This is a genomic window from Erysipelotrichaceae bacterium 66202529 (genome assembly GCA_017161075.1).
Classification (GTDB): Bacteria; Bacillota_I; Bacilli_A; order Erysipelotrichales; family Erysipelotrichaceae; genus Clostridium_AQ.
Genome location: CP046174.1, coordinates 2,056,290 through 2,070,245, shown reverse-complemented (window position 1 = coordinate 2,070,245; position 13,956 = coordinate 2,056,290). Strand labels below are relative to the sequence as shown.

Below are 13,956 nucleotides of genomic sequence, written 5' to 3'. Positions count from 1 at the left end.
GGGTGATGAGGAGGATTTAGAAAATGAAAAAGTTATTAAGTATGATAGCAGTGGCAGCATTGATATTGACGGGCTGTGTCAAAGACCTACAGGTCAAAACGCCAGAGAAGCTGACTGTAGAGTACGGTGATAAGCTGGATAACGATAAACTATATGACGCAAAGGAGTCAGACGAGAATGTCAAAGTCGACAAGGTTTCCGGATATGATGCAAAGAAAGTCGGAGACCAGACGCTGAAAGTCACATTTACAGATGGTGATAAATCTACAGAAAAGGAAATCAAGATAACTGTCAAAGATACCAAAAAACCAAAAATCGTACTGAAGAAGGATAAGATCACGATCACAGCCGGAGATAAGCTGACATTGAAGGACAATGTAAAATCTGTAAAGGATCCCGTCGATGGCAGCTTGAAGTACAGTGACAAGGAAATCAAGAAATCCGGATACTATATTGACAAGGGCAAGCTGGATACGAAGAAAGCAGGTACCTATGAAGTAGTTGTCAAAGCGTTCGATGCAAATGGAAATACTACAGATAAAACATTCAAGGTCACTGTGAAGAATAAAGTTGAGAAGAAAGCAACGACAGAACAAAATTCTGAGGCCGCAACTTCTCAGAACAGCAGCACTGGCCAACAGACGCAGGCAGTTTCCCCTTCCTCTCTTGCACAATCCAATCAGAGTTCAGGATCCAGTGGACAAAGTGGTACAACATCAGGAGGATCATCTTCAGGAAATTCTGGAACCTCCACACCAGCAGAACAGCCTAATGCATGTGTTTCTGACGGAAAGTTTGGTGCTATAGGAAATAGCGGACAAGTGTTTTATTCTGAAGCTGCAGCAGATGCATACGCGAATAAAGTGATTGATCAAGACCACAAAGACTATTGGGATGGAAAATTAGACAAAAGTCAAGTAAGGTCAGGATATCATGCATGGACAGTTTATGATAATTGTGGTGAACGTAATGATGTTTGGACAGTAGACTTTTATTAAAAAGAAATTTATTTTAAATATTAACTATAGTATAATTGAAAGCGAAGATAGTGATAGACCTCAATTTATTGGAAGTAGACCCTTTCGGTTCCAATACTGGAGGTGATTACATGAATTTAGACTTGTATATCATTCTTCTTATTGTGCTAACAATAAAGGAAACGATCAAGATACTAAAAAGTAATCGCCCCTTGACTTTTGACCGAGCTCGGGGCGATTACTTTCAAACTATCTCTATCTTCACTGAGATAAGATATCTCATCTATATTATACACAAAAATACCAAAATAGTCACTATTTTGAAAATTTAATAGAGAAATGAAAAGGACAGATTAGAAATCTGTCCTTTATGCGTAGAAAGGAGAAAAGATGAGTTACTATAAGGTTGGTAGATTCAGGGCCGTAAGGCCCTATACGAATATAAGATAGTAAAAGGCCAGTCACTGGCCTTTTTTCGTGTTTACAGAAAGTGAGGAAAGCAAATGATACGAAAAATAAAAAATAGAATAAGAGATGCAGCTATAGGTATCTTAACTGTTTTGACTGTATTAACAAATATGCAGTTACCAATCTATGCCGCAGATCACACGGCCACTAAGACATTTATAGATGGTATTTCCTATCAGGTTACTAAAGGCTCTCAATCAGCTTGGGGACAGGGTTTCACATTAAAGATGGATGGAGATGTGGTTTTCTGTATAGATCCACAGGCAGAAGTAATCGCAGGTGGAGGATATGCTGAAAGTGAATTTAATGCCTCCCTTAGACATGAGCTTTCTGTTATAGCATATGAAGGCTATTATAAAAACAGAAACAAATCAGATGTCACATACTATAAATTTGCAACGAATTTAATGATTTGGGAAAAGATGGGGTGGAGTGTTACTGCTTCCGGTTTCGACTATAGTGGGTATAAATCTAAAATTCAGAAAGCTGTTGATAGTCATTCTGAAAAACCATCATTTGATTTAGATAGTATAACGTTAAATGTTGGAGAGAGTATCACTCTTACTGACACTAAAGGAGTTTTTGAAGAGTTTCATTTCGTTTCTTCCGATGGCTTGAAGGTAAAAAAAGACGGCAATAAACTTACTATAACTGCTACAGAAGACGCGAAGGATGTATCAACTATAACATATAATAAAGTTCCAGATGAATGTGTTGGAACGAGTTTGGTATACCAAAAAGCCGGTTCTCAGGATATGGTCAAGTTTTTTGTAAAAGACCCCTTGAGAACTCAAATACGTGTTAATGTTAATAAGTACGGATCACTGAAAATCACAAAGCAGGACGAAGATGGAGCGGTAGTTCCGAATACTTCCTTCAAAGTGTCTAAAAATGCAGACATGTCCTCTCCTATCGGAACTTACAAAACAGGGGGCGATGGTACTGTAACTGTCAATAACTTGTTACCACAGAAATATTATGTGCAGGAAACTGCAGTCCCTAGTCACCTGGTACTCGACACTACCATCCGTGAAGTAACTGTCGAAGCTAATCAGACGACAACCTATACTGCACGTAATAACTGGGTCAAAGGTAAGGTGCAGCTGCGTAAGATCGACCCTAAATCTGGAAAACAGGTCGCAGGTGCTACCTATGCCATCTACAATGATAAAGGCCAGGAACTAGAACGTCTCGTCACAACTGCCACAGGCTATGTGGAATCCGGATACTTGAGATTCGGAAATTACACCGTGCGTGAGGTCATCGCTCCATCCGGATATATCTTAAACAAGACCTCCTACCCTGTTACGATCGCAACGAATGAACAAAAGATAACAGTGACCGGTGAAGATGAGCGACAGACCGGGCGCTTAGAGCTCACAAAAGAAGACAGCGTCACCGGCTCTGCAGCACAAGGAGAAGCTACCTTAAAAGGCGCAGTATATGAACTGAAGGCAAAAGAAAATATTCTGGATCCTGCAGATCAATCAGTCAAATATGCGAAAGGTGCACTGGTTGCTACACTGACGACTGATGCTAATGCAAAAGCGTCTGTAAGCAATCTTTACTTGGGTAAATATACTCTTAAGGAAAAGACGCCAAGTACCGGCTACACATTAGATCCTATCACCTATGATATCTCCATCGACTACGCAGGACAATCTGTTCAGGTCGTCACGAAGAAACAAACGGTCAAGGAACGTGTCAAGGCGCAGGCATTCCAAATCATCAAGATGTCTGATAATGGTGCCGGTGAAGCAGATAAACTTGCAGGCGTAGAATTTACAGTAAAAGCCCAGAAGGATATCGAAAAATACGGTTCCTGGGAGAAAGCTCCGATTGCCCAAAATGCAAAAGGTCAGACTGCTGCTATCCTGGTAACAGACAAGAATGGATATGCAGTTTCTGAAGAACTTCCTTATGGTATGTATGTAGTCCGCGAGACTAAAGTTCCGGACGATCATTACGCTGTACCGGACTTCACAGTAACGATCACTGAAGACAGCCGTGATCCGCAGCCATGGCGTATCTTTAACGACGAAAAGTTCCGTGCCATCATCAAGATGGTGAAGGAAGATGCAGAGACCGGTAAGACCGTCGCTCTCGCAGGAACGACCTTCAAGATCAAAAACTTGAAAACGAACGAATATGTAGGTTACTGGGAGTGGAATCCTACTCCAGAATATATTACGGAATGGACGACAGATGAGTCCGGTACGGTCATGACGGGCAAAGAGCTCGATCCAGGAGAATATCAGATCGAAGAGCTTACCGCTCCGAATGGCTATGTCCTGAATATCGCCCCTGTCAAATTCAAGGTGACGAGCAACACCGCATATGAAACACTGCCAGATGGTGAAACACCGGTCATCACAGTCGTAAAACAGGATACCTCTGTCAAAGGGAAAGTGAACGTACAGAAGCTCGGTGAGGTGCTGACCTCTGTCAAGACAGATAAAATGGGAAACAAGCACTTTGCCTATACGGAAGCCGGTATCGCCGGTGCCGTATATGAGATCACTGCCGCAGAGGACATCCTGGATCCATCCAATGATGGGACCGTACTCTACAAAAAAGATACAGTCGTAGATACCGTTACGACCGCAAACGATGGCACAGGAGCGTCGAAGCTGCTCCCATTAGGGAAATATAAGGTGACAGAAAAAACAGCTCCAAACGGCTTCGTCTTGAACGAGAGATCGCAGGAAGTAGAGCTGACCTACAAGGATCAGAATACCTCGATCGTATTCGATGATTCCAGCTTCACGAATAAGCGTCAGAAGGTAGAACTGTCTGTCCAGAAGGAAGATGCAGAGACTTCGACTCCTCTCTCCGGTGCACTCTTTGGTCTATATGCAAAAACGGATATCCAAGACGCTGCAGGAAATGTCGTGGTACAAGCAGATGAGCTCATCTATCAGACTGATTCCGGTGAAGATGGTATCGCTGCATTCGATGTAGATTTACCGTTATCTGAATATTATGCCAAAGAGCTGAAAGCACCGATCGGATATGCATCATCTGATGAGATCGTAGAGTTCGATGCGACATATCAGGGCCAGGATAAAGCAGTCATCAAGCTGGAGTCTGCCTTCCGGAATGATATCACACAAGTAGAATTCTCTAAGGTGGATGCTTCCAGTAATGAGGAATTGGAAGGGGCAACACAGATCGTGTACCCTAAAGATGATCGTGGTGAAGTATTCGAAACATGGGTATCCACAAAAGACCCTCACATCATCAAGGGATTGGAAGTCGGAAAAACATACGTTTGGGAAGAAACATCGGCCCCATACGGATTTGCCCTTGCGGAAAAGATCGAATTCACCGTACGAGATACCGGGGAAGTACAAGTCGCAGGTATCATGAAAGATGAACTCGTATATGGCCAGTTAAAATGGAACAAAGCCGGTGAGATTTTCATGAGTACCGACCTAGGACAGACAGAATTCGGTACAGTTCATTCTCCAATCTGGGAAAAATCCAACCTATTAGGCGCAGAGATCACGATCTATGCCGCGGAAGATATCACCATAGGAAATCACACCTATTACAAGGCTGATGAAAAGGTTCAGACATTAGAAAGTGATTGGGACAGCGTACTGAGTAAGAAGCTGCCTGTAGGACGATATTACTATACAGAGTCAAAGGTTCCGCATGGCTATATCGGTGATACGACAAAACACTATTTCGAGGTCAAAGATAATCAGATAAATGAGATCCAGACCATCACCTCTACTCTTGAAAATGAGCGGCCTACTGTCGATATCGATATGACAAAGGTATTGGAAGAACAGAAAATCTTCAAAAACCCGGATGCTTATAAAGATGTGATATTTGGAATCTATGCAAGAGAAGATATCTACAACTACAAAGGTGATGTTGCGATCCCATATGATACGTTAGTATATACAAGCGGTATCGATAAGGACGGACATCTGACATTGGCAGATACGTTCGATCTTCCGAATGGTGTATATTCCCTGAAGGAGCTGTCTACAAATGGACAGTATGTCCTCAATGATAAGGAATATGATTTTGAAATCTCATATCATGGGCCAGATGTTTCTAATTATGTGGTACAGATCGGTGAAGACGGAAAAATCAATAATGAACTGGCGAGAGGAACAATCCAGGTTCAGAAAGCTGATTCAAGCGATGCCGATAAGAAACTGCAAGGCGTCAGATTCGATATCTCTGCCAACGAAGATATGAAGGATGTTATAAAGACAGTGGAGACCGATGAGAACGGAGTCGCAGCCTTCTCTGAATTGGAGCTTGGTGTGTACTATATTCGCGAAACGGAACAGATCGCCGGCTATACTTTGAATGATCATATCTACAAAGCCGAAGTGAAAGCAGACGGTGACTTATTAACAATCACTTGTGATAATACTCCTACGGAAATGGAATTCTCAAAAGTCGGAGAAACCGGCTCAGAAGAACTGGAAGGAGCAAAGCTGCAGGTCATCGATAAGGAGACCGGAAGCATCATCGATGAATGGATATCAGGCAAGGAGCCTCACATGATTCACTATCTAATCGAAGGAAAAGAATATATCATGAAAGAAATCTCTGCACCATATGGATATGAGATCGCAGAAGAGATCACCTTTACCGCAAAAGACGGCCAGAAGGTCACGATGAAAGATAAAATGATCCGCTCCTATATCAAAGTCAATAAGGTCGATTATTATGATCATAAGGACATCCTGAAGGCCGCAGAGTTTACGCTGTATAGTGACGCAGCATGCACGAAGAAAATCCGCAGTGTAAAGACGGATACGAAGAACGGAATCGCACTGTTCGATGATCTGATCTACGGTACGTATTTCATCAAAGAAACGAAAGCACCGGCCGGTTATCAGTTATCCGATGAAGTCGTGAAGGTCACGATCGATGACGAATGGGTCAATGGTGATGACAAGCTGCGCACAATCATCTATGCAGATAAACCGTTATCCGGTGGGGTCGTTACAGGGGATACGACAGCGACTGGGATCCTGCTCAGTGTCGTAACACTGTCAGGTGCAGCACTCATCTTCGTGTCTCATAAACGCAGAAAAACGAAGAAATCAGAACAGTAGTCTGCCTTTTCTCAAGGGAGATGCAGATACCTGCATTTCCCTCTTTCATTTGAAGAAGAGGTGCATCATCATGGAGCGATCCTTATCGATATGAAGGTCAGAAGGAGTATTGAAATGGTCGAAGACATACTTGACGGCTTTTACAAAAAAGCTCCGGGAATCCTTCCTACTAGCTATTTCCTATCAGAATGCTTATGAAGATCCCCGAATATTGGATTCTAACAGATAGTAATTTCACCACAAAATAAGATTTACATGAAGGATGTGATACATACTTCTTATCCCCTGTCTAAGGTATATGGAAAGGAAGAGAAATATGCAGATTTTAGGTATCATCATAGTCAAATTGATAATATTTTACATTTTGATATTTCTGTTATGTGATATAATATTGATATTCAGAAAACATCTGAGAGAAACAAAGATATATTGGAACTGCGTTGTAATCAATGGAGAAGTCATTATCAAAAATAAAGAGTATCTTGAAATTTACAAAAAGAACTTTTCTGATGATTCTGGCTATGATAAAGATTTTTTAGAAAACTATATAGGACAACAGGATCTTGTAATCAAAATATATGATGAACGTGGTAATGGGTATCATAGTTGTTATATGATAAGTGAATTGATATCTGTGGAATATTACTAATTTCCACTTAATAGGAGAATTGTATGGGAAGTGCAAAACAACAGTACTTCCCTTTTTCTATTATCAAGTCAACCGAACTATTGACATCCAACACACGATTCCGCTTACCAGTCTATAAAACCTATATAGCGTGATTTACCCCTTGTTTACCTCATAAAGAAAGTGAGTAAAAAATGATAAATATGAATAGAGATAAGAAAGCACAGAATCTAAGTTTGATAAAAGTTATAGGTATCCCCGCTTCATTAGTATATGGAATGCTTGTTTTTGGTAATCTATATATAGCAATTACTTCCTCTAAATTAGCAAATAAAGCTATAATAAGTGGCATATCTTATTTGGGATCATTAGTATTTATTCTTGGATTCACATATATTGTTGAATATATAAAACGAAATATCCCAAATTGGCTGCTGTGGCTAAGGGAAAAGCTGAAAAAACATCAACGCATTTCCTTATGTCTTGAGAAGATAGATTATTTGTATGAAGTGTATTTTGATGAAGTCCTCTTTTTTGGTGATCTATTTAATATTGTGCTTTGCGGTGTATTAAGTTGGAAATTCTCTAATTGTTTAAGAACTATTTTAGCTGTTTTATTGTAGTTTCCAAGCAAAAAAAAGTGTGAGTCCAAAAGAAAAAACAAATATTGCAGGAATCAAAGCATATTGACTATCTGTGATAGCATTATAAATGCCTAAATCATAAAACAAATATATTATGTATAGTAAAGCGATAAGAGACATTGTTAAAAATAACAAAAAGCATATACGATACAATGTAACGATTATCATTTCTCTTAATAAAGGAAATCTATACCCCATTCTTTTTTGATATTTAACATATAGTTTTTGGATTCTATAAAATAGTGTTGTAGCTCTTTTCTCTGCTTCAGAGGGGTTCTTAGAATCTTTCAAAGCTTGTAAGAGTTTAAGAGTTATATTATCAAAATAATTTACTAAATGGTAATTATTTTCTATTGTTTCATATAACTTTAAAAATATTTCTATACAATTCTTATTTTTCACCTTGGAAATTGGATTTTCAATAACTGCATAGTATATTTCACTATATATCATAAACATCTTCTTATCTATTTCTGAAACCATCGGTCTTCTGTCCAATAGATATTTAATGAAAGTATTTAAAATCTGACCTACTGAGAAAACAGAGAGGACAGCAATAATAAAACTTGAATCTATAAATTTAAAAAAATCTTCTATAAATAACTCCTCATTTCTTTATAAGAGAGATTTTATCACAGGAAAGGAGGCGATACATATAAAATAGAAGATTTTTTTATCCTACGAACTGTTACTCTCAAGTAACAGTCAAGATGTAGTATAAGCTTTTTGCACTGTATGAGTGTTTATACAGCGGCTCTATATCCGAAAGAAGACACATCATGTGTCTTTTTTCACTGTAAGAAAGAAAGGAAACGATATACCCTATGTTCAAGAAAAGATTAAAACCGACTCCTGCGACTGCAGGTATCCTCATCGCCTTCTATTCGACGATGACCCCTATACTGGCCAAACCAAAGCCGAATACTGCAGGAGTGAAAAATGAGGCAAAGCCTTGGTTGGATTCCTTTACGGATATCTGCCTGTGGGCGATACCTCTCGTTGCTGTCATTGCAAGTGCTGCTCACGGTCTATCGTGGATGGTCAAGGACGAAGATGAGAAGAAACAAAAGCCTGTCTTAAAGATGCTCAAGATCATCTGGGGAATCGCAGTCGTCCTCGAGCTGATCCCGACGATCTATAAAATATACAATATGTAAAAAGGAGGTATCGTATGGATCTAGTAATCGATGGTGTCCGCTGGGTCTTGTGGATACTCGTCAAAGGAAGTATGTTCCTCATCGATAGTGTATATAACATCATACGACCGATCCTTTCCTTCGATATCGGCTCAAATTCAACGGTGTGGCAATGGTGGGACATCCTGATGATGTTCCTCCTGATGTTCACCCTGCTCAGAGCCTTCACGATGTTATTGAAAGCGACTATCGATGAAGAATATGTATTGAAGCTGAGCGGATTACGGATGATCTTCCGTATCATCGCAATCGTTTTCGTCGTTGCCATGACTCCGCTGGTGATCAAAGAATTCACCGCTTTTACGAGCGTCGTGATGGACAGTGTTCCGGATTCCTTCGTAGTAGAGAACAATTTCGCGACTACGAAGCCAAAAACAGACAACAAGCTTCAACAGGAGATTGTTGACAAGCTGTATAAGGAATATGAAGGGATGCCTTCCCAGATCTTTATCAGTTCCGCAAGCAATGGTCAATATCCTCCCTACCAGCTGATCGACATCAACGCCACGGAAGGCGGTATGGATCATTGGTTCGACGGCGTACCGATTGTAGGAGGCTTCTTCAATATCACCTCCGCATTGATCGGAGCTGACGGTGATTATATCTATTTTCCGGATACCACCATGCTGATCTTTCTGATCGTAGAAGGGGTATGCGGCGCTTATATGTTCTTACTGATGGCGATACAGATATCACAGAGGATGATCTCCATCGCGGTCAAGATCCTGATATCTCCCTATCCGATTTCCGGGATCATCAATCCGGACGACAGGAGCTTCGGGTTATGGGTGAAGCTGATCAGCGCAGATCTTATCTCGAACGTCCTGCAATATATCATCCTATTGCTCGTCCTGGCTGTCACATCTTCTAAAACGGTACAAAACTTCGGCATCGTCGGCCAGGGGATCTTCTTCCTGGGTGGCATGCTGGCTGTCTTGGTCGGTCCCGGTCAAGTCGCTCAGCTCATCGGCGGGGATGGCATGGGACTCTTCATGACGATGCAGGGCTTCCAGGCGATGAGCGCATTGAAAGGAGTCACACAGGCAATCGGACAAAAAGGAATCGGGATGGCCACCGGTGCAGCAGCTCTGGGGACTTATGGAGCCGGCAGGATGCTGGGCCTGAACTCGCTCGGGAACTATCCGGATGGAGGTGGTATCGGTTCCAACAATCCTATGACAGGCGCATATGATCCGGGAAGCAATCCGGGAAACGGTCCCGGAAGTGGTTCGGGATCCGGAGGTGCAGGAAACATCCCGCCAAGAGCTTTTTCCGAACCACATACGGAGAAACAGGCGTGTGCAGCGAGGAAGTATGGAATCGACATCAGTGATATGAGCAAAGGAGATGCTTCCCTAGCTTTGGACAAAGCAGGTATGGATAAGAGCTACTGGAGAGGTTCGAATCCAGCAGGTGGTGGCGCATCCGGCACGATCAATAAGAGCAATCCAACCTATGGCTTCGGAAATACGCCGACATCAGTCTCTACAGATGGAGGGTATGATAGTGCGATGGAAGATGGCACAGATATAGGCGCATCAAGTAAAGGCATGGATAGTGATGAAGGGATCGATATCGGAACTCCTGCCGAAGGAAATGACGGCAGCTCAGGTGGTGCTTCACAGGATGAAGGAGGCATCCGTCTGAGTCGTGAGGGTACGACCGCAAGGCGTGTCGGTGATTCCTCCACCTTCCGTGCGAGAACCGTCTCCAAAGTAGGAAGAACGGCTTATCTGGCCGCAGGTAATCGACTGATGGGACAGAAGAGCATCGTCCGTGGAGGACGCTATGTAACGAAGAATACGCGTGCACAGAATCTTTCGAACATGCATGCCGGTATCCAGGATCTGATCCATCCGAAGCGGATCGACGAGCTGTCTTCCACGCATGCAGAAAAAAGAGATATGCAGGATATGAGAGAAATGGAGGACTTTGAACGATCATGAGATTCTACTCACCGAAGAATTTTAAGAAAGGAAGACATCTGGGAGGCATGTTCCGATGGATCGACATCGTGCTGTTCGGCACAGCGACCCTGCTCTTCATCCCGGCATTCCTTTTCAATATGACAGGAGATACGGTCAACGTCCCGCTCCTCATGTTGACCTTACTGCTCTATGGGATCGTGATCGTGCTCATCCAGCCATTCCCTCCCATCTATCACAACTTCCTGGTGTTCTTCTACCTACAGTATCTGTATCTCAGACGACAGAAGGAATATATATGGGGAGGTATCGTAAAATATGAAGAAAAAGAAGAATAAAGAAAGAAGAGCGGAAAAGAAGGTCGTGAAGCAGGCAGAGAAACAAAAGAAATATTGCAGCACGGCATTGGAATGGTCAGATATCGAGATGATCGACGGAGACGCGATCCATATAAGAGACGGCAGCACACGAGAGCGTATCATCGGTTTGAAAGTCACCCCCAGGAACATCTTCATCGATACAAGTTATGTACAGGCCCGTATCGTGAACAACCTGCGCATCATCTTCAATAAGATCCGTTTCCCCATCTATTGGGGCTACGTATTCGTGCCGGTACAGATCGACGATCATATCTCGATGCTGTTGCGGGAAGAGACGCAGGAAGAGGATCCGCGCATCCGTGCGATGATCCAAAATGATTTTGAAAAGGTCACTTGGTTCCAGGATACACATCGTGAGCTGGAATTCTTTCTGATGCTGCGCGATGAGGATGAAGCGACTCTGATGAAGAACTATGACGAGCTGGTCGCAGAGCTTCAGTATGCCGGGTTTCGGACGAAGGACCTGAACATGCACGATCTCTACGACTATGTCGCTTATATGTATGAGAATCCGCTGATCAATGATTATTATTTCTCACGAGGTGTCTTCAGCTGTCTGGCAGAGGAGAGTGAAGATATCTTCCTATCGAAAGACAACTATCATGAACCGGATTTCGATTATGATGATTATTACAGACTTCGGAAGGAGGGAGAACATGTGGAATAATGACCTGTTGAAGAAAAAAAGTACGTTCCAGCCGATCGGACTGAAGATCCAAAGAGGCCACTACATCCTGGGAGACCGTTATATCAAATCTCTGCTCGTCACCGAGCTCCCCCGACAATTCGATCTCGGTCTCCTGAGCTCCTACGTTTCGAATCCGGAGATCAAGGTCTTCATGCGTACGGAGCCGTTGGATCTGGACTGCGCCGGTATGCTGAAGAAGGAATACAATGATAAGAGCAGAGAATATCAGAAGAGCGGGAACGACCCTACGAGGAGAGAAATCCTGGAGAATGAACTGATCTCATTGAATACCTACATCAAGGAGATCGTCGACAATCACGATGTGACCTGGAACATCACCATCGTCTTCAGCGTCTATGCTGACACAGAAAAGGAGGTGAACAAACGATGTCAGGATCTCAATCTCCGCTTACGGGCAGAGGGCTTCAAGCTGACCAGTGCTCCCGTCATGCAGGAGAATCTGATGCGGGTCGCTTCCCCATTGTTCGTCGACAGTCTCCTCCCTGCTGAAGTGGAAAAGAATATCGGTATCCCGCTCCCTTCACTAGGTCTGGCCGGTCTCTATCCGTTCGTATTCGAAACACTGAAGGATCGTGACGGCTTCCTGCTGGGACATGAGCTGATGAATAAAGGAGCGATCCTATTCGATCAATTCCAATGGCTCGATGACCCGATGAGTGCCCGGGCACTGAATCGCCTGAGTGGGAATCTCGTCATCGTCGGAGGTACCGGATTCGGTAAGTCTACACTGATGAAGCTGTTGATCCGTTTCTACATCCGTACACACAAAAAGATCATCTGGATAGACCCGGAGAACAAGAACAACTCCCTGACGAAGCGTTATGGAGGTACGTTCATCAACTGGGGGCGGCGAGGCCATATCATCAATGTCTTCGATCTGAAGCCGATCTCCGTGGAAGAGGATGAGGACGCCAGCGTCAAATGGGATACAGAGCTTGCCATATACAACTGTGTCGATGATGTCAAGATTATCCTGCGCTATCTCGTACCCTCTATCAGTGATGACACCCTTTCCATCGTAGGAGATCAGATGGTCATGCTGTATGCCGATCATGGATTGACGCCGGAAACGGATTTCCGTGGACTTCCGGCTTCTGCATATCCGACCTTCTCCGATCTCGACGTACGTCTGCAGAAGAGCATAGAGGAGTGTCAGAAGCAGCTGCATGCCGATACGAAGGAGCTGGAGCTGCTGCGGGATCTGCGGCTGAAGATAAAGCCACTGCTCAAAGAATGGTCGATCTACTTCAATGGACATACATCGCTGGGTCAGGAGGACTTATCGAAGGATATCATCGCGTTCGGTACGAAGACGCTGCTGGAGAAGCCGCTGACATTGATCAATGCGCTGAATCACATCATGTACCAATTTGCCTGGTCGTTGTGTCTGGATGAGTCCGTAGTGTCTGCTTTCGTTCTGGATGAGGCGCATACGCAGATACTGACGCCGATGAGTGCGGAAAGAGTAGCACAGTACACGCGAAGATCCAGAAAGTATCACAATGTCTGTACGATCGCGACGCAGGAGCCGAAGGACTTTGCGGGGAAAGACATCCTCGTACATGGAAAAGCGATCTTCAACAACAGCGTCTATAAGATGATCATGCATCTGGAGCGCGACGGGACCAACGATCTGAGCAAGTTCATCACCGTCAATGAGAATGAGAAAGGACTGATCGAGCAGCTGCGTATGGGTGATGCATTGTTCGTCTGTGGAGACCGTCATATCCCATTGCATGTCCTTGCGACAGAGAACGAGTTGAAGGAGATGGCATGACCAAGGAATTGAAGACCAGGCACATGGATCTATTCCCTATCATTCAAACATCAGTTTTCATGACAGGTAGTCCACGAGCGTGATAGATCCATCAGGAAAAGACAGTACCTGGCAACTTGCCAGGTAGCTTTTCACAAAAGATAGGACAATGATGGGAGGTAAGGT

General features: G+C 43.3%; 8 protein-coding genes and 2 pseudogenes. 9 read left to right on the top strand and 1 reads right to left on the bottom strand.

The window, feature by feature from the left end; translation table 11 throughout:
- Nucleotides 1-23: 23 nt before the first annotated feature.
- The 4 genes and pseudogenes from GKZ87_09795 to GKZ87_09780 all read left to right on the top strand — a co-directional run bounded on the left by GKZ87_09795 (nt 24) and on the right by GKZ87_09780 (nt 7,783).
- Nucleotides 24-998 (top strand): flagellar biosynthesis protein FlgM, encoded by a 975-nt coding sequence (locus GKZ87_09795; GenBank protein QSI25744.1) that lies wholly within the window; start codon nt 24-26, stop codon nt 996-998.
- A 482-nt stretch (nt 999-1,480) separates the two neighbouring features.
- Nucleotides 1,481-4,861: pseudogene (locus tag GKZ87_09790) on the top strand (head-tail adaptor protein).
- Nucleotides 4,862-6,848: 1,987 nt separating this feature from the next.
- On the top strand, nt 6,849-7,181 hold the full coding sequence (locus GKZ87_09785; GenBank protein ID QSI27935.1) for a hypothetical protein: 333 nt from the start codon (nt 6,849-6,851) through the stop codon (nt 7,179-7,181).
- A gap of 173 nt (nt 7,182-7,354) precedes the next feature.
- Nucleotides 7,355-7,783 (top strand): hypothetical protein, encoded by a 429-nt coding sequence (locus GKZ87_09780; GenBank protein QSI25743.1) that lies wholly within the window; start codon nt 7,355-7,357, stop codon nt 7,781-7,783.
- Nucleotides 7,784-8,167: 384 nt separating this feature from the next.
- On the opposite strand, the pseudogene GKZ87_09775 reads toward GKZ87_09780, so the two are convergent.
- A pseudogene (locus GKZ87_09775) lies at nt 8,168-8,401 on the bottom strand (hypothetical protein).
- A gap of 227 nt (nt 8,402-8,628) precedes the next feature.
- On the opposite strand from GKZ87_09775, the gene GKZ87_09770 reads away from it, so the two are divergent.
- The 5 genes from GKZ87_09770 to GKZ87_09750 are packed head-to-tail and all read left to right on the top strand — an operon-like array spanning nt 8,629 to nt 13,791.
- Nucleotides 8,629-8,961: a hypothetical protein gene (locus tag GKZ87_09770; protein QSI25742.1), complete on the top strand. Its 333-nt coding sequence runs from the start codon at nt 8,629-8,631 to the stop codon at nt 8,959-8,961.
- 14 nt (nt 8,962-8,975) lie between these two features.
- The gene (locus GKZ87_09765) at nt 8,976-10,946 is read left to right on the top strand and encodes a hypothetical protein (GenBank protein QSI25741.1); all 1,971 of its coding nucleotides are present in this window, start codon (nt 8,976-8,978) and stop codon (nt 10,944-10,946) included.
- Complete coding sequence (locus GKZ87_09760) at nt 10,943-11,263, top strand: hypothetical protein (protein ID QSI25740.1); 321 nt, start codon at nt 10,943-10,945, stop codon at nt 11,261-11,263. The genes GKZ87_09765 and GKZ87_09760 overlap by 4 nt, the downstream gene beginning before the upstream one ends.
- A complete protein-coding gene (locus GKZ87_09755) occupies nt 11,244-11,972 on the top strand; it encodes a hypothetical protein (protein ID QSI25739.1) in 729 nt (242 codons plus the stop codon). Before GKZ87_09760 ends, GKZ87_09755 begins: the two co-directional genes overlap by 20 nt.
- Nucleotides 11,962-13,791: a hypothetical protein gene (locus GKZ87_09750; GenBank protein ID QSI25738.1), complete on the top strand. Its 1,830-nt coding sequence runs from the start codon at nt 11,962-11,964 to the stop codon at nt 13,789-13,791. The genes GKZ87_09755 and GKZ87_09750 overlap by 11 nt, the downstream gene beginning before the upstream one ends.
- The last annotated feature ends 165 nt before the right edge of the window (nt 13,792-13,956 follow it).

Coding starts and splice junctions, on each gene's coding strand:
- GKZ87_09765 (QSI25741.1), top strand. CDS start 8,976: ATGGATCTAGTAATCGATGGTGTCCGCTGGGTCTTGTGGATACTCGTC.
- GKZ87_09760 (QSI25740.1), top strand. CDS start 10,943: ATGAGATTCTACTCACCGAAGAATTTTAAGAAAGGAAGACATCTGGGA.
- GKZ87_09795 (QSI25744.1), top strand. CDS start 24: ATGAAAAAGTTATTAAGTATGATAGCAGTGGCAGCATTGATATTGACG.
- GKZ87_09755 (QSI25739.1), top strand. CDS start 11,244: ATGAAGAAAAAGAAGAATAAAGAAAGAAGAGCGGAAAAGAAGGTCGTG.
- GKZ87_09750 (QSI25738.1), top strand. CDS start 11,962: ATGTGGAATAATGACCTGTTGAAGAAAAAAAGTACGTTCCAGCCGATC.
- GKZ87_09770 (QSI25742.1), top strand. CDS start 8,629: ATGTTCAAGAAAAGATTAAAACCGACTCCTGCGACTGCAGGTATCCTC.
- GKZ87_09780 (QSI25743.1), top strand. CDS start 7,355: ATGATAAATATGAATAGAGATAAGAAAGCACAGAATCTAAGTTTGATA.
- GKZ87_09785 (QSI27935.1), top strand. CDS start 6,849: ATGCAGATTTTAGGTATCATCATAGTCAAATTGATAATATTTTACATT.